At 50.9% G+C, this 25,820-nt stretch carries 24 protein-coding genes; 16 read left to right on the top strand and 8 right to left on the bottom strand.

The window, feature by feature from the left end:
- The first annotated feature begins 28 nt into the window (after positions 1 to 28).
- From ccsA to hflX, 10 genes are all read left to right on the top strand, one after another.
- The gene (gene ccsA / locus Q397_RS0105835; RefSeq protein WP_051609754.1) at positions 29 to 838 is read left to right on the top strand and encodes a cytochrome c biogenesis protein CcsA; all 810 of its coding nucleotides are present in this window, start codon (positions 29 to 31) and stop codon (positions 836 to 838) included.
- Positions 839 to 969: 131 nt separating this feature from the next.
- On the top strand, positions 970 to 1,968 hold the full coding sequence (dusB, locus tag Q397_RS0105830; RefSeq protein WP_028878604.1) for a tRNA dihydrouridine synthase DusB: 999 nt from the start codon (positions 970 to 972) through the stop codon (positions 1,966 to 1,968).
- 1 nt (position 1,969) lies between these two features.
- Complete coding sequence (locus tag Q397_RS0105825; RefSeq protein ID WP_051609753.1) at positions 1,970 to 3,073, top strand: two-component system sensor histidine kinase NtrB; 1,104 nt, start codon at positions 1,970 to 1,972, stop codon at positions 3,071 to 3,073.
- A 14-nt stretch (positions 3,074 to 3,087) separates the two neighbouring features.
- On the top strand, positions 3,088 to 4,536 hold the full coding sequence (gene ntrC, locus Q397_RS0105820) for a nitrogen regulation protein NR(I) (protein ID WP_028878602.1): 1,449 nt from the start codon (positions 3,088 to 3,090) through the stop codon (positions 4,534 to 4,536).
- A 95-nt stretch (positions 4,537 to 4,631) separates the two neighbouring features.
- On the top strand, positions 4,632 to 6,941 hold the full coding sequence (locus tag Q397_RS21300) for a sensor histidine kinase NtrY-like (protein WP_156950640.1): 2,310 nt from the start codon (positions 4,632 to 4,634) through the stop codon (positions 6,939 to 6,941).
- Entirely contained in the window at positions 6,931 to 8,310 is a 1,380-nt protein-coding gene (gene ntrX, locus Q397_RS0105810) for a nitrogen assimilation response regulator NtrX (protein WP_028878601.1), read from the top strand. Before Q397_RS21300 ends, ntrX begins: the two co-directional genes overlap by 11 nt.
- A 12-nt stretch (positions 8,311 to 8,322) precedes the next feature.
- Positions 8,323 to 9,699 carry a Trk system potassium transporter TrkA gene (gene trkA / locus Q397_RS0105805; RefSeq protein WP_028878600.1) on the top strand — a complete coding sequence of 459 codons (1,377 nt, stop codon included), beginning with the start codon at positions 8,323 to 8,325 and terminating at the stop codon, positions 9,697 to 9,699.
- Positions 9,700 to 9,723: 24 nt separating this feature from the next.
- The gene (locus Q397_RS21295) at positions 9,724 to 10,455 is read left to right on the top strand and encodes an HAD family hydrolase (protein ID WP_084148953.1); all 732 of its coding nucleotides are present in this window, start codon (positions 9,724 to 9,726) and stop codon (positions 10,453 to 10,455) included.
- A 14-nt stretch (positions 10,456 to 10,469) separates the two neighbouring features.
- On the top strand, positions 10,470 to 10,715 hold the full coding sequence (hfq, locus tag Q397_RS0105795; protein ID WP_028878599.1) for an RNA chaperone Hfq: 246 nt from the start codon (positions 10,470 to 10,472) through the stop codon (positions 10,713 to 10,715).
- Positions 10,716 to 12,143 (top strand): GTPase HflX, encoded by a 1,428-nt coding sequence (gene hflX, locus Q397_RS21290; RefSeq protein WP_417782335.1) that lies wholly within the window; start codon positions 10,716 to 10,718, stop codon positions 12,141 to 12,143.
- On the opposite strand, the gene Q397_RS0105785 is transcribed toward hflX, so the two are convergent.
- Positions 12,132 to 12,569 carry a helix-turn-helix domain-containing protein gene (locus tag Q397_RS0105785; protein WP_028878598.1) on the bottom strand — a complete coding sequence of 146 codons (438 nt, stop codon included), beginning with the start codon at positions 12,567 to 12,569 and terminating at the stop codon, positions 12,132 to 12,134. The genes hflX and Q397_RS0105785 overlap by 12 nt on opposite strands.
- 80 nt (positions 12,570 to 12,649) lie before the next feature.
- Here Q397_RS0105785 and tmpT point away from each other — a divergent pair, with 80 nt between their 5' ends.
- The 6 genes from tmpT (at position 12,650) to Q397_RS0105755 (ending at position 18,065) form a co-directional block, all read left to right on the top strand.
- Positions 12,650 to 13,297, top strand: a complete 648-nt coding sequence (gene tmpT, locus Q397_RS0105780; RefSeq protein ID WP_028878597.1) for a thiopurine S-methyltransferase — start codon at positions 12,650 to 12,652, stop codon at positions 13,295 to 13,297.
- Positions 13,298 to 13,378: 81 nt separating this feature from the next.
- Positions 13,379 to 13,648, top strand: a complete 270-nt coding sequence (locus Q397_RS0105775; RefSeq protein ID WP_028878596.1) for a hypothetical protein — start codon at positions 13,379 to 13,381, stop codon at positions 13,646 to 13,648.
- Between the two features lie 64 nt (positions 13,649 to 13,712).
- A complete protein-coding gene (locus tag Q397_RS0105770) occupies positions 13,713 to 14,423 on the top strand; it encodes a hypothetical protein (protein ID WP_028878595.1) in 711 nt (236 codons plus the stop codon).
- Positions 14,424 to 14,475: 52 nt separating this feature from the next.
- Entirely contained in the window at positions 14,476 to 15,300 is an 825-nt protein-coding gene (locus Q397_RS21285) for an inositol monophosphatase family protein (protein WP_051609751.1), read from the top strand.
- Entirely contained in the window at positions 15,293 to 17,104 is a 1,812-nt protein-coding gene (gene recQ / locus Q397_RS0105760) for a DNA helicase RecQ (protein WP_028878594.1), read from the top strand. The genes Q397_RS21285 and recQ overlap by 8 nt, the downstream gene beginning before the upstream one ends.
- Before the next feature lie 34 nt (positions 17,105 to 17,138).
- Positions 17,139 to 18,065: an NAD(P)-dependent oxidoreductase gene (locus Q397_RS0105755; RefSeq protein WP_420864619.1), complete on the top strand. Its 927-nt coding sequence runs from the start codon at positions 17,139 to 17,141 to the stop codon at positions 18,063 to 18,065.
- Between the two features lie 57 nt (positions 18,066 to 18,122).
- Here the strand turns inward: Q397_RS0105755 and mazG are convergent, their stop codons facing one another.
- The 7 genes from mazG to Q397_RS0105720 all read right to left on the bottom strand — a co-directional run bounded on the left by mazG (position 18,123) and on the right by Q397_RS0105720 (position 25,820).
- Complete coding sequence (gene mazG, locus Q397_RS0105750; RefSeq protein ID WP_276202108.1) at positions 18,123 to 18,959, bottom strand: nucleoside triphosphate pyrophosphohydrolase; 837 nt, start codon at positions 18,957 to 18,959, stop codon at positions 18,123 to 18,125.
- A 632-nt stretch (positions 18,960 to 19,591) separates the two neighbouring features.
- On the bottom strand, positions 19,592 to 20,365 hold the full coding sequence (locus Q397_RS0105745; protein ID WP_028878591.1) for an MBL fold metallo-hydrolase: 774 nt from the start codon (positions 20,363 to 20,365) through the stop codon (positions 19,592 to 19,594).
- Between the two features lie 2 nt (positions 20,366 to 20,367).
- On the bottom strand, positions 20,368 to 21,147 hold the full coding sequence (locus Q397_RS0105740) for a TatD family hydrolase (RefSeq protein WP_028878590.1): 780 nt from the start codon (positions 21,145 to 21,147) through the stop codon (positions 20,368 to 20,370).
- A gap of 11 nt (positions 21,148 to 21,158) precedes the next feature.
- Positions 21,159 to 22,886: a methionine--tRNA ligase gene (gene metG, locus Q397_RS21280; protein ID WP_084148952.1), complete on the bottom strand. Its 1,728-nt coding sequence runs from the start codon at positions 22,884 to 22,886 to the stop codon at positions 21,159 to 21,161.
- A gap of 39 nt (positions 22,887 to 22,925) precedes the next feature.
- Positions 22,926 to 24,038: a DNA polymerase III subunit delta' gene (locus tag Q397_RS0105730; protein WP_028878589.1), complete on the bottom strand. Its 1,113-nt coding sequence runs from the start codon at positions 24,036 to 24,038 to the stop codon at positions 22,926 to 22,928.
- A complete protein-coding gene (tmk, locus tag Q397_RS0105725) occupies positions 24,031 to 24,672 on the bottom strand; it encodes a dTMP kinase (protein ID WP_028878588.1) in 642 nt (213 codons plus the stop codon). The genes Q397_RS0105730 and tmk overlap by 8 nt, the downstream gene beginning before the upstream one ends.
- Positions 24,672 to 25,820: a D-alanyl-D-alanine carboxypeptidase family protein gene (locus Q397_RS0105720; protein WP_051609750.1), complete on the bottom strand. Its 1,149-nt coding sequence runs from the start codon at positions 25,818 to 25,820 to the stop codon at positions 24,672 to 24,674. Before Q397_RS0105720 ends, tmk begins: the two co-directional genes overlap by 1 nt.

The following is a 25,820-nucleotide window of genomic DNA, read 5'->3' as shown; positions in this document are numbered from 1 at the left end:
TCAAGCGACATGGGGCTAGATACACAACATGATGATTCAATCCATGGCTTTTAGCGTAAGTGCGGTACTGTCACTGGCATTACCTGCAGTCTATTTTATCAAAGAACCCAAAGGGCAGGCGGGCACCTTCTGGTCGCTGCTGGCCGTTGCTGTCGCAGGCTCCCTCAGTTGGACACTCGCTCAACTGTCTGGAGAATGGCGCACGTCCTTATCTCTTGCCATCTGGGTAACCATATCTGCCAGTGTCATCAGCTTTGTGATTACCTGCGCCATCAGCTCCCTTGCATGGCGTATCACCCCTTTGTTGATGCCATATTTGGCGCTCATGGGGCTGTGGGCCATGTTATGGCAAGCCTTTCCCGGTCACGTCATCCAACACAATGAAGAAGCGATAAATAACTGGATCATGTTCCATATCGCGATCTCCGTCTTTACCTACGCGCTTGCGACCATTGCGGCTGTTGCTGCCCTAAGCTCCTTTCTGGTGGAACGGGCGCTCAAGAAAAAACGCCCAACCAAACTCACCCGCATGCTGCCATCCGTTGTTGATAGTGAAAACCTTCTCGTGCGCCTCTTGATTGCCTGTGAAGTGATTCTAGGTCTTGGCGTTTTGTCTGGCATGGGCGTATCCATGATGGAAACGGGCAATCTCCTGCCAGCGGATCATAAAACACTCTTCTCCCTCGCGGCCTTTGCTGCCATCGCTATTTTGCTATGGCTGACCTTTAAAAGCGGTGTGCGTGGCAAACAGGCAACCCGCCTCGTCCTTTTGGCCTACCTGCTGTTAAGCCTTGGTTTCCTTGGCGTTCGGTTCGTAACTGACGTGATGATGGCCTAAAACTTTATAAAAATTGCGCGTTTTTTCGCCATTTTGAAATTTGCCTATTTATTGACGCCTTTTTCTTGGAAGAGGCGTTTTTTTCTTTTCACCCGAACATAAAGTGCCTATAACTTAGGCAGGTATTTTACATGATGAAAAAACAGTCAATGAAAATCGGTCCCATCACTTTAGAAAGCCCTGTCATCCTTGCCCCTATGTCTGGCGTAACGGATATGCCGTTTCGAAAACTGGTCAAAAAATTCGGGGCTGGCCTTGTGGTTTCGGAGATGATCGCCAGTAAAGAAATGCTGCGCGCCTCCACCAAAACACAAAAAATGGCAACCTCCTGCGAAGATGAAAGCCCGATGGCTGTTCAGCTTGCAGGCACAGAACCCGATGTGATGGCCGAAGCCGCCCGCATGAACGAAGCACGCGGCGCGGATATCATCGACATCAACATGGGATGCCCCGTCAAAAAAGTCGTCAAATCCTTTGCAGGCTCCGCCCTGATGCGCAACGAAAAACTGGCTGGCGAGATCATGCAAGCAGTCAAAGACGCTGTAAACATCCCCGTCACCGTCAAAATGCGCCTCGGCTGGGATGATCAAAGTAAAAATGCCGTGACCTTGGCAAAAATGGCGGAAGATATCGGCCTGTCCTCCATCACCATTCATGGGCGCACACGCGATCAGATGTACGGGGGCAATGCAGATTGGCGTGCGATCGCCCCCATTAAAGAAGCTGTAAACATTCCGGTGATCGGCAATGGCGACATCCTCAACGTCGAAGATGTCGACACCATGTTTAGCCAAAGTGGCGCAGATGGCGTCATGGTGGGGCGCGGTGCCTATGGTCGCCCCTGGTTTTTAAAAGAAATCATGCATTATCTGGAAACAGGCGAACGCCTGCCCCCGCCAAGCCTTGAAGAACAACGCGATATTGTCTTGGAACATTATGACGCGATGATTGCCCATTATGGTGAACTTGTGGGCGTACGACATGCCCGCAAACACCTAAGCTGGTACTGCAAAGGCATGACCGGCGCCACGGAATTCAGAAACGAGATCATGAAAATCAAATCCCCGGACGATGTGAAAAAACGGGTCGCGGATTTCTACAACGACAATATCGATAAAAAGGCCGCCTAAAATGCCCAAAAAACCGGTCTCCTTCGATGGGGAAGTCATCCTGAATTCTGTCACGGCCTGCGTCTTTGTGATCGCACCGGACAGTACCATCAAATTCGTCAACACCAGCGGCGAGCAACTCCTTCAAGCCAGCGCCAAATACCTCGAAGGACGGCCCCTGGAAGAATATATCCCCGCCGACAGTCCGGTTCATGCCCTGATTGCACAAGCCCGAACCGACCGATCCAACGTGTCAGAAAACAGCATCACCATCGAGTCCCCGCGCATTGGTAAACATCTGGTCAACGCTCATGCGTCCCCCCTGATCGAGGACACCTCCCTGATCATCCTGACCATGACCAAACGCTCCCTTGCTGACCAGATTGCCCGCCAACTCAAGCATCGCTCCGCAGCGCGCACCATTACCGCCATGTCTGCCATGCTGGCCCATGAGATCAAAAACCCGCTCTCCGGCATCCGCGGGGCGGCACAATTGCTGGAAACTACAGCCAGCGACGAAGACAAGCCCCTGACGAAACTCATAACCGACGAGACCGATCGCATTTGTGCCTTGGTTGACCGGATGGAATCTTTCTCTGACGGGCGGCCCATCAAGCGCGAGGCGGTCAACATTCACCAAGTCCTTGAACATGTGCGTCAACTCGCCCAAAACGGATTTGGCAAACACGTGCGCTTTACCGAACAATATGACCCTTCTTTGCCACCGGTTTTCGGCAACAAGGACAACCTCATTCAAATTGTCTTGAACCTTGTTAAAAACGCCTGCGAAGCCGCCATCCATGATACGGCAGAAATCACCCTGACCACTGCCTATCAACATGGCGTACGTCTGGCGGTCCCCGGGTCCAATACCCGCGTTCACCTGCCGTTGCTTGTATCCATTCAGGATAATGGCCCGGGCATACCGGATGACCTGCGTAACCAATTGTTTGAACCGTTTGTCACCACCAAAGCCAAAGGCAGCGGCCTTGGCCTTGCCCTCGTCGCCAAAATGATCGGTGATCACGGTGGATTGATTGAATGCGAAAGCGAACCCAATAAAACCATTTTCCGCCTAATGCTCCCCATGTATTCAGAAAAACACCACGGCCCCCTGACGGTCTAAAAGGAACCAGATAAATGAGCGCTACCATCCTTGTTGCAGACGACGACGCCGCCATCCGCACCGTCCTAAACCAAGCTTTGGGACGGGCCGGCTATAACGTTCAAGTCACAGGTAATGCGGCCACCCTATGGCGTTGGGTGAGCGAAGGGCAGGGCGATCTGGTCATCACCGACGTCGTAATGCCGGACGAAAACGGTCTTGACCTGATCCCGCGTATCAAAAAAATCCGCCCACAGCTGCGCTGCATCGTTATGAGTGCGCAAAACACCTTGATGACAGCTGTGCGCGCAACTGAACGTGGCGCTTTCGAATACTTGCCTAAACCTTTTGATTTAAACGAACTTTTGGCTGTCGTTAAACGCGCCTTAGAGACACCGCAACCCTGTAAACCTGCCAGCGTCCCCGACAATAATATGGAAGAAGAACTCCCCCTGATCGGACGTTCCGCCGCCATGCAAGATATCTACCGCACACTCGCCCGATTGATGGGAACGGACTTATCGGTGATGATTACAGGGGAGTCAGGGACAGGTAAGGAACTGGTTGCACGCGCACTGCACGACTATGGTAAACGCCGCAACGGAAGCTTTGTTGCCCTCAACATGGCCGCCATCCCAAAAGAGCTGATCGAAAGTGAACTGTTCGGTCATGAGAAAGGCTCTTTTACCGGCGCAACCAACCGCAAATCCGGCCGCTTTGAACAAGCCGAAGGCGGAACACTGTTTCTTGACGAAATCGGCGATATGCCCGCCGAAGCCCAAACCCGTCTCCTGCGTGTTTTGCAGGAAGGAGAGTACACCACGGTTGGCGGCACAACAGCCATTAAAGCCAACGTACGTATTGTCGCCGCAACTCACCGGGATTTGCGCAGCTTGATCCGTCAGGGGCTCTTCCGTGAAGATTTATACTATCGCTTAAATGTGGTGCCCATCCGTCTTCCCCCTTTGCGTGAACGCACAGAAGATATCCCGGAACTTGCAAATCACTTCCTCAGCCTCGTTGCTGAAGAAGGACTGCCTTGGAAGACCATTGAAACATCAGCATTGGAACGCCTGAAACAACATACATGGCCCGGCAACGTGCGGGAGCTGGAAAACGTCATTCGCCGTCTGGCTGCCCTCTACTCTCAAGAAACAATCACACTCGAAGTCATCCAACAGGAACTCGCAGAACTCAACGCCCAAAATGCTCAACACCCATCGGATACCGACGCAGACAACCTGTCGAGCGCTGTTGAGCGCCACCTACGATCTTATTTCGACGCCCATGATGACGGCTTCCCCCCAGCGGGCCTGTATGATCGCGTTCTCAAAGAACTGGAAAGACCTTTAATTTCAATGACATTGGAGGCAACAAACGGAAATCAGATTAAGTCGGCGCAAGTCTTGGGCTTGAACCGAAACACCTTGCGCAAGAAGATACGTGAGCTAAATATCCCCATCACCAAAACTACAGGAAAATAATCTCGCTTCAGCTCGTACAAGGTGTTGCATCTTTGCAACAATATCGTCTAAACTCCCCCTTCAAACTGCCATCTTTCGGCAAAAGGGGAGTGACCTTGTCCGCAACAAAATCCAATGCTGACCGTTTATCCAAATCCATGACTTGGTTTCGGCGTTACCGTGTCGGGCGCCGATTGGCCTCTTTGCTTGTCATTACGACAATTGTATCGGGGGTCGCGACCTTTGTCGCCATGACTAAGTCCGGTCCCGAATGGTCAAACCCCTCCCTGATCCTCAACCTGCTGTACATCGATGCGATTTTGCTCTTGTTGCTCGGCAGCTTGATTATTCGGCGCATTATTAAATTGCGCAGTCAGCATACAAAAGGCGTTGCGGGATCAAAGCTACAGGCAAAACTGGTTCTTTTCTTCAGTTTGCTTGCGGTTACGCCTGCTATTTTGGTGGCTGTTTTTGCCGGGTTCTACTTGAATCTGGGGATGCAATCTTGGTTTAACGAACGGGTTTCCACCGCTTTGAGTTCCTCCCAAACCGTTGCAAAAGCCTATCGTGATGAACATGTCCGCACCATCCAGATTGATGCCTTGGGCATGGCAAATACCCTCAATCGCAAAGCTGCCTTCCTGTCACGTTCGCGCTTGCAGTTGGAACGTGAACTGAACACCCTCGCCGTGGAAAATAACCTCGCTGAAGCAGCTTTGCTGGACGGGCAGGGTCGTGCCATCGCACGTACCGCGCTGACCTTAAGCCTTGCCTTTGATACGGTTTCCCAAGAAGTTTTTGACAAAGCCAACGCAAACGAGGTCGTCGTCACCTTTGAACCCCAGAATGATCGTGCGCGCGCCGTTGTTAAGTTGGACAGCTACATTGATACCTACCTGTTTATCGGTCGCTTTATCCCACCGGAAATCACCGGCTCCATTGATCGTGTGGAGCGCGCCTACCAACAATATTACGAACTTGAACAAAGCCGCGAAGGCATTCACATCAGCTTTGTCATGATCTTTCTGATCATCGCCCTGATGCTTCTGCTGGCGGCAGCTTGGCTGGGCATGATGTTTGCCAACCAGATGGTTAGCCCTTTGACCGACCTGATTGGCGCAACAGAGCGCATCCGTGAAGGTGATTTGGGCGCACGGGTAAACAAAGAACATGGCGCGGACGAAATCGGCATGATGGGCCGTGCCTTTAACCGAATGGCGGAACAGCTTCAAAGCCACCGCAATGAACTAATCACCGCCCACCGCGAACTGGCAGAACGTCATCGCTTTACCGAAACCGTTCTCGATGGCGTCAGTGCAGGTGTGATCGGGTTAGATGCCAATGGGCTGATCCATCTTCCCAACCGTTTCTCCAGCTTGTTTTTAAAAACCGAGATCAGTGAACTCAAGGACAAACACATCCATGATGTGGTGCCGGAACTGGAAGATCTTTTTCATCAGGCACAGCAGACCCCCAAACGCCCCACGCAGTCAGAAGTCAAACTCTTACGCGATGGGCAGGTGCGCATCATCAACGCCAGCATCGCTGCAGAATGGGTGGATGAGGAAATCATCGGCTATGTCCTGACTTTTGATGACATTACAGAGCTACAAAGCGCCCAACGCAGTGCCGCGTGGGCCAACGTTGCCCGTCGCATTGCCCATGAGATTAAAAACCCGCTGACCCCCATCCAGTTGTCCGCAGAACGCCTGAAACGCAAGTATTTAAAAACCATCGAAAATGACCCCGAAACCTTTGCTATGTGCACAGACACAATCATCCGACAGGTTGATGATATGCGGCAGATGGTTGATGAATTTTCGTCCTTCGCGCGCATGCCAAGACCGGTTTTAAAACCTGAAAACCTGTGGGAACTTTGTGGTGAAGTCCTGTTCTTAGAAAAAAACAGAACATCGTCAATCGACTACAAATTCGATATGCCGGAAGAACAGATAACACTGCTCTGTGATCGCCAGCAGTTTAACCGCCTGTTGACGAACCTGATCAAAAACGCGGCGGAAGGGATTTACGGCAAATATGATCTCGACCCCGAAGATCCGCTACCGGAAGGAATGGAAGCCCCAATCGGTCACATCGCCTTATCGGTGCAGGAAGAAAATAACGAGATTGTCATTCGGATTGAAGATGACGGTAAAGGCTTCCCGCAAGAAGAGCGTGAACGCCTTACAGACCCTTATGTAACCACACGGACAAAGGGGACGGGCCTTGGCCTCGCCATCTCCAAAAAGATCATAGAAGAACATCAGGGCAAACTAGCCCTGAAAGATAAAGACGGGGGTGGGGCACTTGTTGAACTTCGCTTCCCCGAACTCGAAGAACATGGGCAGCAAAAGTCCACACACCCTAAAAATTCGGAAGAAAGTGCAATGGATACAGCATTGAGGTTAGTCACAGATGGCGCATGATATTTTAATTGTAGATGATGAAGCTGACATCCGCATGTTAACTGCCGGTATTCTTGAAGATGAAGGCTATGAAACACGCGAAGCAGCAGGCGACATACAAGCTCTGGAAACCGTGCGCAATCGCCGCCCAAGTCTCGTGCTGCTCGACATCTGGCTGCAGGGCAGCAAGCTGGACGGGTTGGGGATTTTAAAGGCCATTAAAAAGGAACACCCGGATCTGCCTGTCGTGATGATGAGTGGTCACGGCACGATTGAGACCGCCGTAAAAGCGCTGCATGACGGGGCCTATGACTTTATTGAAAAGCCCTTTAAAACCGACCGCCTGCTGATGGCTGTGACCCGCGCGCTTGAAATCGCGGACTTGAAACGGGAAAATGCCGAGCTTCGCACCCGTGGGGCCGTGGAAAATCAACTTATCGGATCCTCCAACCGCATGAACCAACTGCGCCAAGCCGTTGAAAAGGTTGCCCCCTCCAACTCCCGCGTGCTCATTCAAGGGCCAGCCGGGTCGGGCAAAGAAGTATGTGCGCGTCATCTGCATTTACAGTCCAAACGTGCCAAAGGGCCCTTTGTTGTCCTCAATTGCGCGACCATGGAAGCCGATAAAGTTGAAAGTGAACTGTTTGGCGTTCAGGCCAAAGATGGCCCCGGCAAAGTCGGTTTTTTTGAACAAGCGCACAATGGCACCTTATTGTTGGACGAAGTCGCAGACATGCCCGCCGACACCCAAGGTAAAATCGTGCGCGTCCTCCAAGAACAACGCTTTATGCGCATCGGTGGCAACACGCCCGTCGATGTGGATGTGCGCGTGGTTGCGACATCCTCAAAAGACTTAAACCAGGAAATGTCGGAAGGGCGCTTTCGCGAAGACCTTTTCTATCGTCTCAGCGTCGTACCGATCGAACTGCCGGCCTTGAAACTACACCGTGAAGACATTCAGGAACTCGCTGAGTACTTTATGAAGAAAACGGCAGAGAGTCTGGGCCATGCGGCGCGGGTTTTCTCGGAAGATGCCATCGCTGCCATGCAAGCCTATGAATGGCCGGGCAATGTACGCGAACTCAGAAACGTTGTTGAACGGGTCCTAATTATGGCCCCCGGCAGCGCCGATCAAGAGATCAAAGCCGACATGCTTCCCAACGAGTTGACCAGCAATGGTGCAGAAAACTTGAAATGGGATCAAAGCAGTGAAATTATGGGCCTGCCCCTGCGCGATGCGCGGGAGATTTTTGAACGTGAGTACCTGAATACACAAATCAACCGCTTTGGCGGCAATATTTCGAAAACAGCATCCTTTGTCGGCATGGAGCGCTCAGCCTTGCATCGCAAGTTGAAATCGCTAAGTTTGACGACAGACGAAAAAAAATAAGGCAATTGTGTTATGAAAGTCATTATATGCGGCGCAGGTCAGGTCGGGTCCAATATTGCCCATTATCTGGCCCTAGAAGATAACGATGTGACCGTTGTTGACCAATCACCAGCCCTGATCGGTAAGTTGACAGACACGCTGGACTGTCGCGGCGTGACAGGCCATGCCAGCCACCCTGACGTCCTAAAAGAAGCCGGTGCCGAAAATGCCGACATGCTGATCGCGGTGACCTACACGGACGAAATTAACATGGTCGCGGCGCAAGTGGCCCATTCCCTGTTTAATGTCCCAACCAAAATCGCGCGTATTCGCTCCCAAAGCTATCTCGCCCCCGAATGGCAGGATCTATATACCCGCGACAATTTGCCCATCGACGTGATCATTTCTCCAGAGATCGAAGTTGCACGGGCCGTGATGCGCCGCCTGACGGTCCCCGGGGCAACAGATATGATCCCGTTGTGTGGCGGTAAAGTGCGCCTTGTCGGTGTGCGCTGTGAAGATGATTGCCCGCTGATCAACACCCCGTTACGTCAGTTGACACAATTGTTCCCTGATCTAAACATCGTTGTCGTCGGCATGATCCGTGATGGCAAGTCCTTGATCCCGAACGGGGATGACCAGTTCCTAGCGGGTGATGAAGCCTACTTTGTGGTTGACGAACAACATATGTCCCGCGCCCTGACCGCCTTTGGTCACGATGAAACCGAAGCCCGCCGCCTGCTGATCTTTGGCGGCGGTAACATTGGCCTGTTCCTTGCTCAACAGTTGGAGAGGGAATACCCATGGGTCAACGCCAAGATTATTGAAAAAAGTGAAGAACGCGCCCGTCAAATCGCTTCTCAGCTGACAAAAACCACGGTCTTGTGCGGCGATGTGCGCGACCAAGAACTGTTGATGGAAGCCAACGTTAATTCTGCAGAAACCATCGTTGCGGTCACGGATGATGATGAAACCAATATCCTTGGCTCCCTGCTTGCCAAACGTATGGGGTCCCAACGGGCGGTGACGTTGATCAACAAATCGCTCTATGAACCTTTGCTCAACAACCTTGATATCGATGTGGTGGTCAACCCACGCACAATTACGGTCTCCCAAATCTTACAACAGGTTCGTCGTGGTCGTATCCATTCTGTTCACTCCCTGCGCGAAGGTTTTGGGGAATTGATTGAGGCCGAAGCACTGGAAACCTCCCCGCTGGTCGGCGCACCGCTGAAAGAAGTCAAAATGCCGGCAGGCGTTCTGCTCGGCGCGATCGTGCGCAATGGGGAAGTGATCAGCCCGCGCGGCGGCACCATTGTCCAACCGAAAGACCGTGTTGTTTTGTTTGCGGCGTCCGATGCGGTACGCAAAGTTGAAAAAATGTTCTCTGTACGTCTGGAATTTTTCTAGAACCGATAAGAAAGACCAAAATTCATGTCCGAGTTTACACCGCCCAAAGCCCTTATCTTTGATTGGGACAACACCTTGGTGGATACATGGCCAGCGATCCATGATGCCAATAATTACACATTGGAACAAATGGGCCATACCCCCTGGACCTTTGAAGAAACAAAGGAAAGAGTGCGTAAATCCATGCGTGATAGCTTCCCCGAACTGTTCGGGGATCGATGGGAAGAAGCGGGTAAAATTTTTTATGCCCGATTCGAAGAATCTCACATTTCGCGCCTTAGCCCCCTAAAAGGGGCAGAAAACATGCTGAAAGCCTTGCATTCCAAGGGTTTTTACCTTGCCGTGGTCTCTAATAAGCGCGGTAAGTACCTGCGCGAAGAAGCCGAACATCTGGGATGGGACAAATATTTCAACAAGATACTCGGTGCAGGGGACGCAAGCCACGACAAACCCGATCCCGCACCAGTTGAATTAGCCCTTAAAGGCAGCGGAATCTCTAGGGGTTCAGACGTTTGGTTTGTTGGGGATACAGACGTGGATTTGGAGTGCGCAAAGAACGCTGGATGCACAGGTGTACTGGTGAGAAATGAGCCCCCTATGCAAGGAGAGTTTGACGGCATCGCTCCTTCTTGGTATTTCAATAACTGCATAGAGTTACAAGCTGCATTCGAAAATGTGAAGTCGGGGAGATGGATCAGGCGGCGACAGCTCTGTAAAAAGACTAAAACCATAAATGCCAATTATAAAGATAACTAAGGGAATTAAGACCCATGGCTGAAAAGTCCCAGAACGTACAAGACGTTTTTCTCAACCACATTCGGAAACAGAAAAACTCCGTAACCATTTTCTTGGTTAACGGCGTCAAATTACAAGGGATCGTTACGTGGTTCGATAACTTCTCCGTGCTCCTGCGCAGAGACGGCCACACTCAACTGGTGTACAAGCATGCGATCTCCACGATCATGCCATCTTCACCGGTTCAACTGTTTGATCCGACTTCGGAAGACGAAGACTAAGTGACAGACAGTACCTTCCCATCCAAATCTGTGTCCTCGGATAAAGGGTGGAGCAATGATAACGACCGCACTGCTTGTCTGGTCGTTCACCCGCATCTCAAGAACGAGCGCGGAAACCTTCGTTCTCCTCAAGCCCGGCTAGATGAATGTGTCGGGCTTGCCCTTGCCATTCATGTGGATGTTGTCCATAGCGAAGTGGTCAATATTGCCCGTCCCAAACCGGCAACTCTGTTTGGTCAGGGTGTCGTTGAGGCCTTGGCGACAACGATCGGTCGCGTGGACAAATCTAAAAACGAATGGGATGAAGGCGATATCGGCCTTGCCATCGTAGATGCGTCGCTCACACCGATCCAACAACGCAATCTTGAAAAAGCCTGGAACTGTAAAGTCATCGACCGCACCGGCCTGATCCTTGAAATCTTCGGGGAACGCGCCAGAACGTCAGAAGGCTCTTTGCAGGTTGAACTGGCGGCGCTGACCTATCAGCGCTCCCGCCTTGTTCGGTCTTGGACCCACTTGGAACGTCAACGCGGTGGCCTTGGCTTTATCGGTGGTCCCGGCGAATCCCAGATCGAGATTGACCGCCGTTTGATTGACGAACGCATCGTGCGTCTTAAAAAAGACCTCACAGACGTCAAAAGAACGCGCGAACTGCATCGTAAATCACGACGCAACACACCTTATCCCATCGTGGCCCTCGTCGGATATACCAACGCCGGCAAATCAACCCTGTTTAACCGCCTGACAAATGCCAAAGTCTTTGCGGAAGACCTGTTATTTGCCACGCTGGACCCGACCATGCGATCGATCACACTGCCATCTGGCCGTGATGTGATCCTGTCAGATACGGTGGGGTTCATCTCTGAACTGCCGCACGAACTGGTCGCAGCTTTTCATGCCACCTTGGAAGAGGTCCATGAAGCGGATGTGATCTTACATGTGCGCGATGCCTCTCACCCCGATACGGAGGCCCAGCGGGCCGATGTGTTGGATGTGTTAAAAACATTGGGCGTTGAAGATAAACTCGAAGACTGTCTGATCGAAGTCTATAACAAGTCAGACTTGCTGGGCGATGAAGAGATTGAAACCATCTCGACACGCGCAGATCGATCAGAAGGCCGGATTGCGATGGTTTCTGCCATCACGGGGCAGGGGTGTGAACAGCTTCTCAATGATGTGAACGAGCTTCTAAGCGCCCGTTTCGCAAGCTTTGAGCTGGATATCCCTTATAGTGACGGCCAACTCTTGAGCTGGCTTTATAGCCATGGGGAAGTCATTTCACGCCAAGACCTTGAAGGCCATATCGCCCTAACGGTCCGCATGAATGATGCCAACACCTCGCGCTTCAAGCAAAAACACCCAGAGTTCTTCGAACCTGTCGCCCCTTCAACAGAAGAGACTGAGCCTAAAAAGTGGTCACCGACCTGAGCTTTTATGCTTTTTCTTCTCTTTCGCCTGCGCTTTGCCCGACAGATGCAAAATACGCTGAAATGTCGGGCATTCCAGCAGGGTCGGTTCCGGACACTCGGCAGCGTGACGCAACCCATCACGCATCGCCGTCAAATGCTTGATATTTTTATCAAGCTCGTCGGCCTTTTCCAACAAAAGCGCTTTGTCGATCTTTACATCGTTTGGTGTAAACATTGTGGCAATCACGTCCAGCGAAAAACCAACTTTGCGTCCCAGCGAGATCACCTCAAGACGCTGCAAAACATCCGGTGTAAACAACCGCTTTAATCCGTCGCGCCCGACTGATCGGATCAAACCTTTTTCCTCATAATACCGGAGCGTCGAAGCTGGCAAGCCCGTCAGTTTGGAAACTTGCGCGATATCGAGTGCCTGAGTGTGTGACATTTTCCGCTTGACCTAAAGTTAACTTGAACTTGTAGACTATCCTCATTACCTCCCAAGAACAAGTTTGAAAGGACATACTGATGGAAGCAGAATTCTGGCACAACAGATGGGAAGAAAACCAAATCGGCTGGCATCAACCTGATGGCAACATCCTGCTGACACAATATTTCGGGGAACTCGACTTACCTGTTGGTCAATGTGTCTTCATCCCCCTGTGCGGAAAGTCTCGCGACATCCAATGGCTCTTATCCCATGGCTACAAGGTCAAAGGGGCAGAACTCAGCGAACTCGCGATCACGCATTTATTTGAGGACCTCAGGATCACGCCCACCATTCGTGAAGAGGGGAACTTCAAACATTACTCAGGTAACCATATCGATATCTATGTCGGTGACTTTTTTGATCTCAGCGCCGACCAGATCGGTCCCATTGATGCGGTCTATGATCGGGCCGCCTATGTGGCACTTCCCATCCCAATGCGCGAAAAATATGCACGCCACCTTGCTGAATTAACAGATCATGCCCCTCAGCTCTTGATCACGTTTCTCTATGATCAAAGCCTGGTCAACGGCCCGCCATTCTCCATCCCATCACAAGAACTTCAAGATCATTACGCAGACACCTATGAAATTGAAAAAGTGACATCGATCAGCCTTCTCGGCGGGATCCGGGGGCAATGCTCGTCAGAAGAAATCGTTTGGCACCTGCGGCCTAAAACAGGGGCGTAGAAATCGGCTCTTCTCTTTTCCTTAACACCTGCCATATATATATTCTCTACAAGTAGATTTCGGATGTGGAGGATAGACATCATGGCAACCAAGGAAGCACAGGCCCGCTGGCGCAATAAACATGCGCTCGTGAAAAAACAGCTGAACGTCATGGCAAAACGCCTCATCCACGAAGACCTCGAAGATATGGCAAAACAGTTCGACCTTAAAGGCAAGGCCGAAGCCGTGACGTTCGCCACCTTCATTACCAAAGCCATGAGCCAGCAAGCCGACTACAACCCCGAAGCCAAACGCATCATGGACCTGTTGGAAACCGCCTACAAACGCGATCGCGACATTTACCAACCTTGACCTAAAGGTGAACTATATATATTTTTCACAATCAAAGAAAAATACGTAAGAGGTGAAGTCAAAAATGGAGATCAAAAAACTAGCCGGATTGAGCCTCATCGCTTTAACCCTCGCAGCTTGCCAAACAAGCAATCTAAAAGGCAAAGCCCATACTGGCTTCACCAAATATTCAAAAGAGAAAAACCACAAAGCCTTTTTTGTTTTTGAAACACCCGACAACGGCTTTGTCTACGGATATACTTACAACCGTGGTACGAGAATGGCGGCCTACAATGCCGCGTCCATAAAATGTAATAAGCTTTTTGACCAAGTCAATTTTAGCGGCAAATGCCGTCCTTATGCAATTGATGACATCAAAGTCGCGTCCATGACGAAGGAGGAAATCCACAAACTCCTCCAAATTGCGCCACCACCCAAAAAACATGCAAGCCCAGCAACGCGACCTCCCGCCCCAACGATCCAATCATTCGAAGTTTATGGGACGTGGCAAAATGTCAGCGAAAATGTAACCGGAACATTTCAAAGCAATCCTGAAGACCCCAAAAACTCTACCTTGGACATCTCCTTCAATGGCATAAACTGTTCTGGACACGCCAAATATGCCCGCGGTGCCTATAAGGCAAAAATACCCCCAGAAGGCGTCTGGTCCGTTTCCTGCGATAAAGGCATGACGGCAACAGGCACCTATCGAAGTTTTGAGCCGGGGACAGGGATCGCTAAAGGAACGGACAACAAAGGTCACAAGATTGACCTGATGTATAAACCGAAAGACTAGATTCACAAACTTTCCTCATGACTCCCTTTCAAAGCCTTGCTAAAAGGGGCGCATGAGAATTGATGTAGACTATATCACCCAAATAATAACAGAAGTCGCGAATGAGGAAATCATGCCGCGCTTTCAAAAACTGGAACGTGGCGACATAATGGAAAAGTCGCCCGGTGATCTGGTCACGACCGCTGATATCGCAGCCGAAACAAAACTGATCGACCGATTATCTGCCTACCTCCCCAATTCCCTTGTGGTCGGGGAAGAAGGCGTGGCCAAGGACGAAAGAGTCCTTGCTGCCTTGGACAGCGATTATCCCGTCTGGATCATCGATCCTATTGACGGCACCCGCAATTTCGCCAACGGGGAAAGTATTTTCGGCTGTATGGTCGCCCTTGCCAAACGTGGCGAATTGATCGCAAGCTGGATTCATGATCCCGCGCGTGCGCGCACCGCCGTTGCTGAAAAAGGTGCAGGCGCGGAACTGGATGGTCAGAAGCTACACGTGCAGGACATTACCTCTATTGAAGAGATGACCGTCACCCTTGGCAACCGACACCGCGACTTCATTGAAAAGCGCCGCGACGATGATCTTGGTCCCATCCCCAACCTTGCGCCGCGCTATGGGTCTGTTGCCCATGATTATATGTCGCTGGCAGCAGGGGAATTTCATTGCGCACAATATCGCCGCCTCAATCCATGGGATCATGCCCCCGGCGTCCTGCTCCATCGTGAAGCGGGCGGTTACGATCAAATGATTGCCTCTCAAGCGCCATACACGCCAGTTGTTTATGAAGAAGACTGCTTACTGCTGACACCTAATGCCGATGTTTGGGAAGAGGCGCGCCAGTTTTTAAATCCGGGGTCTGACAGCTATCATGTCTAGGACACCCCTTGAAATCCTGCAAAAAACCTTTGGCTATACCGACTTCCGTGGCGTACAAGCTCAAGTAATTGAGCGTACCGTCAACGGCGGGGACTCTCTTGTCCTCATGCCAACCGGGGGCGGGAAGTCTCTTTGCTATCAAATTCCGGCCCTGTGTCGTGAGGGATGCGCCATCGTGGTTTCTCCGCTGATCGCCTTGATGCAGGATCAGGTGACGGCCCTTTGTCAGGTCGGCGTCAAAGCGGCAACCCTCAACTCCACCATTGACCCGCAGACAGCCTATGAAATTGAACGCGCTATGCGGGCAGGGGAACTGGATCTGGTTTATGTCGCCCCCGAACGGTTGCTGACCGATCGCTTCTTAACCTTGCTTAATCACTGCAAGATTTCTCTGTTTGCCATTGATGAAGCGCACTGCGTGTCGCAATGGGGGCATGATTTCCGGCCGGAATATCGCCAACTTGTCAGCCTGCACGATAATTTTCCCAACGTACCGCGCATTGCTCTAACGGCAACCGCTGACGGCCCGACCCGAAATGATATCATTGAACGGTTGAACTTGGGGGCCGGTGAAATCTTTATCACTGGATTTGATCGCCCCAATATTCGTTACAATATCGTACCGAAAAAGAATGCCAAGACCCAGCTTCTCAAATTCCTGGATGAATATGACGAACATGACAGCGGCATCATTTATTGCATGAGCCGCAAAAAGGTCGAGGAAATGGCCCAATGGTTACGCGACAAAGGCTATGATGCCTTGTCCTATCATGCCGGTATGGATCAACACATCCGCAAAATGAACCAGGACAAATTCGTGCGCGAAGAAGGCATGGTCATGGTCGCAACGGTCGCCTTTGGTATGGGGATCGATAAACCCGATGTGCGTTTTGTCGCCCATATGGACCCACCCAAAAGTCTGGAAGCCTATTATCAGGAAACCGGACGTGCGGGACGGGACGGGTTACCCTCCCAAGCGTGGATGGCCTATGGTCTACAAGATGTGACCAAACTGCGTCAGTTCACCGAAAGTTCTGAATTGCCGGAACGCCAAAAGCATGTGGAACGTCAAAAACTGGACGCACTGCTCGCCTATTGCGAAACCCATCGTTGCCGCCGACAGGTCTTGCTGGAATATTTTGGCGAAACCATGCCGGAACCGTGCGGCAATTGTGATACCTGCCTCAACCCGGTTGCTACATTTGACGGGACCGTCGCGGCGCAAAAGGTCCTGTCTTGCATCTATAGGACGGGCGAAACCTTTGGGGCAGGGCATATTATTGATGTTCTGCTGGGTGAAGAGAACGATAAGATCATTCGATTGCGCCATAACGAAATCAGCACCCACGGCATCGGCAAAGAACTCAAACGCGACACCTGGCGATCCATCATCCGCCAACTCGTCGCCCTTGGCCTTGTCCGCATGGATATGGAAGGATTTGGCGGCCTGAAGCTGGGTCCCGATGTGCGTGCTGTCTTACGCGGGGAACAAACCGTCCTGATGCGCCATGACCCGGATGGGCGCGGCGGATCACGCAAATCCCAACGCGCAAACCGCGCCACCATCGTGCTGGAACGCGAAGACGATAAAGCCCTGTTTGAGGCCTTACGCGCCAAACGCCGCACCCTTGCCGAAGAACAGGGCGTGCCGCCGTACGTCATTTTCGCCGATGCAACCCTGATCGAAATGGCAAAAAAACGCCCGCAAGATGCCGACAGCTTCCTCGATCTCTCCGGCGTAGGTCAAAGCAAACTAGAACGCTACAGCATCGACTTTATGAACGTGATTGCTGAATTCAGCTAAGTTTAGATACTTTGTCATGGTGACAAACTAAACTTTGCCTCCAGAAAAACGACCCCATATACTGCTGCAAAACAACCATGAACAGAGGAAGCAGTCTATGAAAGTTGCATTTTTAGGTCTCGGCGTGATGGGATATCCGATGGCACGCCATCTTCTCAACGCCGGTCATGACGTCACCGTCTACAACCGCACCACCGCCAAAGCTGAAAAGTGGGTAGGGGAACATGGCGGATCATTCGCTAAAACCCCTTCAGAAGCCGCAGCAGGCGCGCAAATTGTTTTCGCTTGCGTCGGTAACGATGACGACCTCAGAAGCATCTGCACGGGCGAAAATGGCGCTTTTAGCGCTATGGACGCCGGTGCCATCTTCATAGATCACACCACAGCGTCTGCAAATGTCGCGCGCGAAATGGCCAAGGTCGCAGAAGCAAAAGGCATCTCCTTTATGGACGCGCCCGTCTCTGGTGGGCAAGCCGGGGCTGAAAATGGCGTCTTGACCGTAATGGTCGGCGGCAGTGAAGAAGACTTCAAAATCACAGAACCTGTTATGCAGGCTTACGCCCAAGCTGTCACGCTGATGGGGCCGGTCGGGGCAGGGCAACTGACCAAGATGGTCAACCAGATTACATTAGTGTCCGCCGTACAGGGAATTGCAGAAGGTTTAGCCTTTGCCGAGACCGCTGGATTGGACGCCAAAAAAGTTGTTGATGTCATCTCAAAAGGCGCTGCCGGATCATGGCAACTTGAGAACCGCGGCTACACCATGATCGACGATAAATTCGACTTCGGTTTCGCCGTCGACCTGATGCGAAAAGACCTCGGAATTTGCCTTGATGAAGCCCGTCAAAATGGGGCGAGATTACCCGCCACAGCGCTTATTGATCAGTACTATTCTGAAGTTCAAAATCGCGGGGGCGGGCGTTGGGATACATCTGCTTTAATTAAGCTTGTTCGCGGATAAAAATAAACTTTAAGAAGTGAGAAAACTCATTAAAGTACAGATACTTAAAAGTTAAAGCTAATCTTTTTTCTCACTTCTTTTTGCCGCCTGCCAGAAGCTTTCCATCTCTTCAAGTGACGCTTCAGTCATCTCTTTTCCGGTGCTTCTAACACCGCTTTCCATCGCCTTAAATCGACGTTCAAATTTTGTGTTGCAAGCACGCAGCGCACTGTCCGGATCCACGTCTGCCCAGCGGGCCAAATTGACCACGGTAAACAGCAAATCGCCGACCTCATCTTTAATGCGATCTTGTGATAAATCGTCCCTCAAAACCTCCTCTTCGACCTCGGCTAATTCTTCACGAATTTTATCCAAAACACCGTTCACATCCGGCCAATCAAACCCGACCCGCACGGCACGTTTTTGCAATTTCAACGAACGGGTCAAGGCAGGCAAACCACCCGCAACGCCATCCAAGGCAGAAGGGGGTTCAGACCCTTTTTCTAGGGCCTTGGCTTTACGTTCTTCTTCTTTTTGCTGCTCCCACGCGATCGTTTGCGCATCCGAAGTCTCAATCACTTCATCCCCAAAAACATGCGGATGACGCTTTACCATTTTCTCTGCGATACCGTGCGCTACATCATTGAAATCAAACAAGTTGTCATCTTTTGCGATTTGCGCATGAAAGACGACTTGCAGCAATAGATCACCCAATTCCTCGCGCAGGTGAGGCCAATCTTTATGCTCAATCGCATCCGCGACCTCATAAGCTTCCTCAATTGTATGCGGGGCAATGGTTTCAAAGGATTGCTCGATATCCCAAGGGCAACCATCCTTTGGGTCACGCAATTTCTCCATAATCGCCAACAGGCGAGAGATTTCACTGTCAAAAGCATCACGATCAAACTGGGTCACTTTAGGCTCCACACATCTAAAAGAGGGTCAAATTTTGTGACTGCACCATGCCTGAGATTTTTTGAAGAAGAAAGACTCAATCCAGTTTTTCAACGCCACGAAGCGGCGTGATTTCGAGCCAGAGAAGTTTAACTAAGATCAAAAACATGCTCTTAAACAGCCCGCAACTGACAGGTGAACGCGCAAAGTTAAAGTAAATGAAAGTGAGGGGAGAAACTTAAACAGGCCAGAAACTCATTTTTACCGACATATCTAATGTCGCATAATGTATATTATGTATTATTTTAATACATAATATATTGCAATAGGATAACGGGTACCTGATTAGGAAAAGTGGCTGTTAATGTAATTTATTATGCGGAGGTTTTCTTGTGTTTTTGTGGCGCAGAGATGGTTTAAGGTTTCCACTTCTGCGAACTTAAAGTGCTTTTCGGGGTGGCCAGAAAGCACCCTTCATCCACCTGTGAGGCACTCTTTTTCCTCAGGCCACTTTTAAAACACTTAAGCAAATTGGATCAAAAAATTGAGTGCACGCTGAGGCGAAAAACAGACAAAAAAGGCCCCCTTTTTTCAAGGGAGCCATCTAAACTCAATTCACTGATTCTTATCAAATCGACATCATCAAAGTGATGTTAGCACGTGATCACCAGACCGTCAGAACATGGCCTGACATGGGACGGTAAAACCCGACAAAGGTCGTCATAATCCAACGCCGTGCCCAGATGCGTCAGAAACGCCCTATCCGGTTTAATGCGTTCAATCCATTTCAGCGCCTTTTCCACGTCTGCATGCGTCTGATGCGGAAAATCGACCAATGTACCGATCACCCACGTCTTGACGCCCTCCAGCAGCTTAAAACTCGCCTCAGGCATATCAACCACATCGGTCGAATAAGCAAAATCCCCGATCCGGTATCCGATTGTCTCGCAATAGCCATGATCCTGCACAATCGGCATGATGGCCTGACCTGCAACCTCAAAAGCCTGACCTGAGGCAATCAGGTTTGGAGTCAGCACCGGCTTGTAAAACACATCGGCACCTTCTGCCAAAGGCTCCAGCACATATCCAAAACGCTGCTGAATATGATCCAATGTTTCTTGATTGAGATAGATCGGCAGTGCCGCGTTTTGCATTCTATTGATGCTGCGCAGGTCATCAATCCCATGCAAATGATCCGCATGGCCATGAGTATAAAGCACCGCATCCAGCCGCTCGACATTCGCTTTTAAAAGCTGCTCTCGCACGTCAGGGCTAGTGTCTACTAGTAGAGATAGGGAGTCAGATTCTATAAAAACAGATGGTCTACTTCGTCGATTTTTTGGATTGTCGGGGTCGCACTTGCCCCAATAGTTCCCGATCCCGGGGACGCCACCTGACGGGCCGCAGCCCAGGATCGTAACTTTCATCGTCAAACTCGTTTCGCTTTAGTAAAGAGTGTAAAGAAGTTTTCGGTTGATTGCTTCGCCATAACCTCTTCACTCACACCTTTGACTTCCGCCAGTTTTGCCGATGTATAGGCTGTATAGGCTGGCTCATTGCGTTTACCCCGCTTGGGGATCGGGGCTAGATAAGGCGCATCGGTTTCCACCAACAGGCGATCCAGCGGCACATCCCTGATAGCCTCGCGCACGGCATCTGCTTTCTTAAACGTTACAATGCCGGAAATAGAGATATAAAGCCCCAACGCCACCATTTTATCCGCAAATTCCTTGGAGGCTGAGAAACAATGGATCAGCCCTTTAAAAGGGGCATACGCCATTTCTTCTTCAATGATCCGTAAGGTATCTTCTTCGGCCTCACGGGTATGGATGATCACTGGCAAGTCCAGTTCCCGCGCCGCCTGAATATGCGTGCGGAACTGATCTTGCTGGATTTGACGCGGGCTGTGTTCATAGAAATAATCCAGCCCGGTTTCCCCAAATCCAATGACTTTTTCTGACGCTGCCGGACCGGTTAAATCCGCCACGCTGACCACCGGTTCACTATCCGCATTATGGGGGTGAATACCGATGGTACAGTAGATATTGTCATATTTTTGAGCGATGGCATGTACCTGATCAAACTTTGTGACATAGGTACAAATGGTCATCATAGTTTTAACGCCCGCCTCGTGTGCGCGCGCTAAAACCTCATCAAAATCTTCCTCAAATTCCGGGAAGTCCAGATGGCAATGACTATCAACTAGCATGGTCAAACGGCTTAGACTTGCGTCAAAGCCCCCTTCTCTTTCGCCTTGTCCAGATCAGTGGACAGCAACTCTTCAACAGTGCCATTGTCGCGCAGGATTTCGAAAACGGTTTCTTTTGTTTTCGGGTTCTGACGCAAAGCACGCTTGATCATGAAAGACCCTTCATCGCCCGTATAGGACTTATCCAGTTCTTCATGATCGATAAAGCGCGGGAAAACCCCTTCCGGCTGCTCAAGCGCTGTGCCTGGTTTCAAGGCACCCGCTTCGCCACAGAAAGCAAAGCTGCGATCCCCTTCAGCAATCTCCAACAGGCCGAGCATCTTATCCATGCTTGTCGGCATCAAAGGTTGCAGTAACAGCGCGATATTACGGATCGTTTCTGCCAAGACATACAAGACCGTTGCCATACGGGCCGGATCTTCTTTCTTGAGTTTCCACGGGGCCTGCTGGTCCACATAAGCGTTGGACGCACGGACCACTTGCCAGATTGTTTCAATCGCATCGCTAAAAGACTGCACATCGATTTGTGCACGTACCTTGCCCAGCAGACCATAAGCCTGATCCAGCATCGCGCGGTCTTCTGCGGTATAATCACCCGGTGTCGGGATAACGCCGTCACAGTTTTTAACAACCATAGACAGGACGCGCTGCGACAGGTTGCCCAGATCGTTTGCCAGCTCGCTGTTCATGCGTGTCACCATCGCGGAATGGGCAAAATCCCCATCATTGCCAAACGGCACTTCGCGCAGCAGGAAGTAACGGACCTGATCCAGACCGTACTTGTTCACCAGATCAATCGGATCAATCACATTGCCCAAAGATTTGGAAATCTTCTGGCCTTCGTTTGTCCACCAACCATGGGCAAAGACCCGTTTCGGCGTCGGCAGGTCGGCTGCCATCAAGAAAGCGGGCCAGTAAACAGCATGGAAGCGCAGAATATCTTTGCCCACCATATGCACATCTGCTGGCCAATATTTTTGATACTGTTCGTTATTTGTATCCGGATAACCACAGGCCGTGATGTAGTTGGTCAAGGCATCCAGCCACACATACATAATATGTGCATCGTCATTCGGGACAGGCACGCCCCATTTGAACGTCGTTCTGGAGACGGAAAGGTCTTGCAAACCGCCTTTTACAAAGCTCAGTACTTCATTGCGGCGTGATTTCGGCAAGATAAAGTCAGGGTTGGCTTCGTAAAACGCCAACAGCTTGTCTTGCCATGCCGATAATCGGAAAAAGTAGCTTGGTTCTTCCATCCATGCCACTTCCGCACCGCTTGCTTTGGCAACGCGGGTGCCATCCGGCTTTTTCTCGGTTTCATCTTCAGTGTAGAAAGCTTCGTCACGGACCGCGTACCAACCTTCGTAAGCCCCCAAATAAATGTCGCCATTCTCCAGCAGTTTTTGCCAAAGCGCCTGACAGGAAACCATGTGACGTTCTTCAGTTGTGCGGATAAAGTCATCGTTGGTGTAGCCCATGAAGGCCGCGAGGTCTCGGAAGTTCTGCGACACACCATCGGTGAAACTTTGCGGGTCCACACCTTTTGCGTTGGCGGAATTTTCAACCTTCTGACCATGTTCGTCTGTACCCGTCAAAAACTTGACGTCATATCCGTCCAAACGCTTAAAGCGGGCCATCACATCACAGGCCAAAGACGTGTAGGCATGACCGATATGAGGTTTATCGTTCACATAATAAATGGGCGTTGTGATGTAAAAAGGTGTCGATCCCGTCATGGGTCTCTCCGCACTGAAAAAGAATTAAAATTATTTGTTCTAGCGCTTCACCGCCCCTTCAAGGGCGAGAAACGAATTAAGTAAAGCTTGCTTGCGATCAAGGTTGCCGCTTTGTGCCTGATCGAACAAGGAGCCGATTTTGCCCCAAACGTCCATCAGCTTGTTCATATCACTGCCGTGCAGGATACGCAGCATCAAAGCATCTTCCGCTTCGCTTAAGCCAAGCCCTGAGGTCTTAGCGCGTGCGCCTTGTGAGATCAAGCGTCCTAACCACCACCTCAGCAAATCGCCAAGGGTGCGAAAAGCGTCGTCAGCCCCCGCACGAGCCATCTTATCCCCTAGCTTATGCAAGGCTTCCACGTCCAATTGCGGCAAGGTGGCCAGCAATGACACCAGCTCTTTATGCAGGTCCAAGCCGCCTTCTTCATAGAGAGAAAGCGCTCTCCCAAAGCTGCCTTCAGCCAGCTTTGCAAGCCCCAAGGCCTCATCCGGTGACGAATCGGGGGCATGTTTTGCCATCAAATCCACGATAATATCATCACTCAGGCTATTCAGGGTCAAGGTCCGGCATCGGGACCGGATCGTCGGGAGCAATCGCCCCGGATTGTGAGCCAACAACAAAAGCACCGCCTGCTGTGGCGGCTCTTCCAACACTTTTAAAACAGCGTTCGCGGAATTTCGGTTCATTTCATCAGCCGCATCGATCACAACGACACGCCACCCGCCTTCGGCAGAGGTTTTCCCAAGGAATGCCCCTACCCCGCGCACGCGGTCCACACCGATCTGACCTTTAAAACGGTTTTTCTTTTCGTCAAACTCGCGTTCAATGGTCATTAAATCCGCATGACCACCCGCTGCAAGGCGACGAAATACAGGGTCTTCGGGGGAGACATACAGGCTATCGGGTTCTGCGGCGGGTAAGGCTTCACCAAACAGGCCGCCACCATCTTCCTGATGGTCTTTACCGTGCTTCAACAAAAAACGGGCAAAGCGATAGGCAAGCGTTGCTTTACCAATCCCGCGCGGTCCTGTGATTAACCACGCATGATGCATCCGGCCAGAATTATAGCTTTCCAGCAGCGTCTTTTCCGCCTCATCATGACCAATCAGGTCAGGCGTTGTTTTTGGTTCTAAACGCGTGGTGTCAGACATTAGATTCAAGCCCCAGACGCGCACGCAAATGTGTCATCAAGTCCTGCTGAATTTCTTCGATGGCACGATTGGCATCAATCACACAACACCGTTCAGGGTCGTTTTTCGCAATTTCAAGGAAGCCCGTTTGCAGGCTTTGGTGAAATTGCATCTGCATTTTTTCGTAGCGATCTTCCCCCGCCCCACGCCCCAAAGCGCGAGCAAGGCCTGTTGCCACGGGCAAATTCAACACGAACGTCAAATCCGGTTTAAACCCATCAACCGCCACGTCCCACAATTGGTAGAGTGATTTTAGATCAAGACCATGCCCATAACCTTGATAGGCAATAGTTGAGTCGGCAAATCGATCTGAGATCACCCATTTGCCTGCCTCAAGCGCAGGCCAGACCGTCTTGACCAGATGATCACGACGTGCGGCAAAATTCAACAAAGCCTCCGTCATGCCATCCCAACGCGCCACATCGCCATTGACCAAAAGATTGCGAATTTCCTCCGCCCCTTGGCTGCCACCGGGTTCGCGCGTCAGGACTACGTCCAGACCTTGTTTTTCAAGCTGTTCTTTTAACAAGCGGGTCTGGGTGCTTTTGCCTGACCCTTCCCCGCCTTCAAGGGTAATAAAACGCCCTTTGACCATTATCCGGTTACGCCCCAGATAATGGATTTAAGGGCAGCCCCTAAACGCCCGACAAAGCCAAGGCGCCCTGCTTCTTCTGCTGCATACAGCGGAATGGTGATGCTTTCCACATCCGGTGCACTGATCACAACTTTTGCCAATTCCTGACCTTTGGTAATCGGTGCGGGGATCGGACCATCATATTGAACGGTGACTTTCATATCGCGGCGGCTTTTGCGTGGCAGGGTGATTTCAACATCCTGATCGATCACAAGACCGACACTCTGTCTATCGGACAACCATAGTTCCGCCGAAGAAACTTCCTGCCCCTTTTTAAAGAGCGAATAGTTGTTAAACTCGCGGAAGCCCCACTCGATCAGACGTTCTGACTCAGCTGAGCGCGCACGCACACTGTTCAAACCATTCACCACCAAAATCAAGCGGCGACCATCACGGATTGCCGAAGATGTCAGACCGTAGCCCGCCTCAGACGTATGACCTGTTTTCAGGCCATCTGCACCCATGGTTTTGAACAACAACGGGTTACGGTTGCTTTGTCGAATGCCATTATATTCAAAGTTTTTCTCTGCGAAAAATTTGTAATATTCCGGAAATTCAGAAATCAAGGACTTAGCCAAAATCGCCAGATCATGCGCGGTCATACGTTGACCCGGATCGGGCCAGCCTGTTGCGTTGGCAAAGGTAGAATTTTCCATCCCCAGTTCACGGGCTTTTTCCGTCATTTCAATAGCGAAGTTCTTTTCAGAACCAGCAAGTGCTTCAGCAACAACGATACACGCATCATTCCCGGACTGGATAATGATCCCTTTGATCAAATCCTCAACACGGACCTTCTGACGCGGTTCCAAAAACATCGTCGAACTGCCGGATGCTGCCCCACCTTCACGCCAGGCTCTTTCAGAGACGGTAAATTCATCATCCAATGACAAACGACCATCTTTCAGTCGATCAAACACCAGATATAATGTCATCAGTTTGCTCATAGATGCGGGTGGCATAGATACTTCCGCGTCCTTTTCCAACAGGATATGTCCTGTTTTCATGTCCACCATATAGGCTTCGCGGGCGGTTGTATCGATTGCGTACGCCTGCGTTGTTACAATTGAAGCTGCAAAAGCGGTTGCCAGTAAAGTCTTACGCAAACCCAT

The organism is Terasakiella pusilla DSM 6293 (genome assembly GCF_000688235.1).
GTDB classification, from domain to species: domain Bacteria; phylum Pseudomonadota; class Alphaproteobacteria; order Rhodospirillales; family Terasakiellaceae; genus Terasakiella; species Terasakiella pusilla.
Note: the sequence above shows the minus strand (reverse complement) of the source record. Positions and strands in the feature narration are given on the sequence as shown.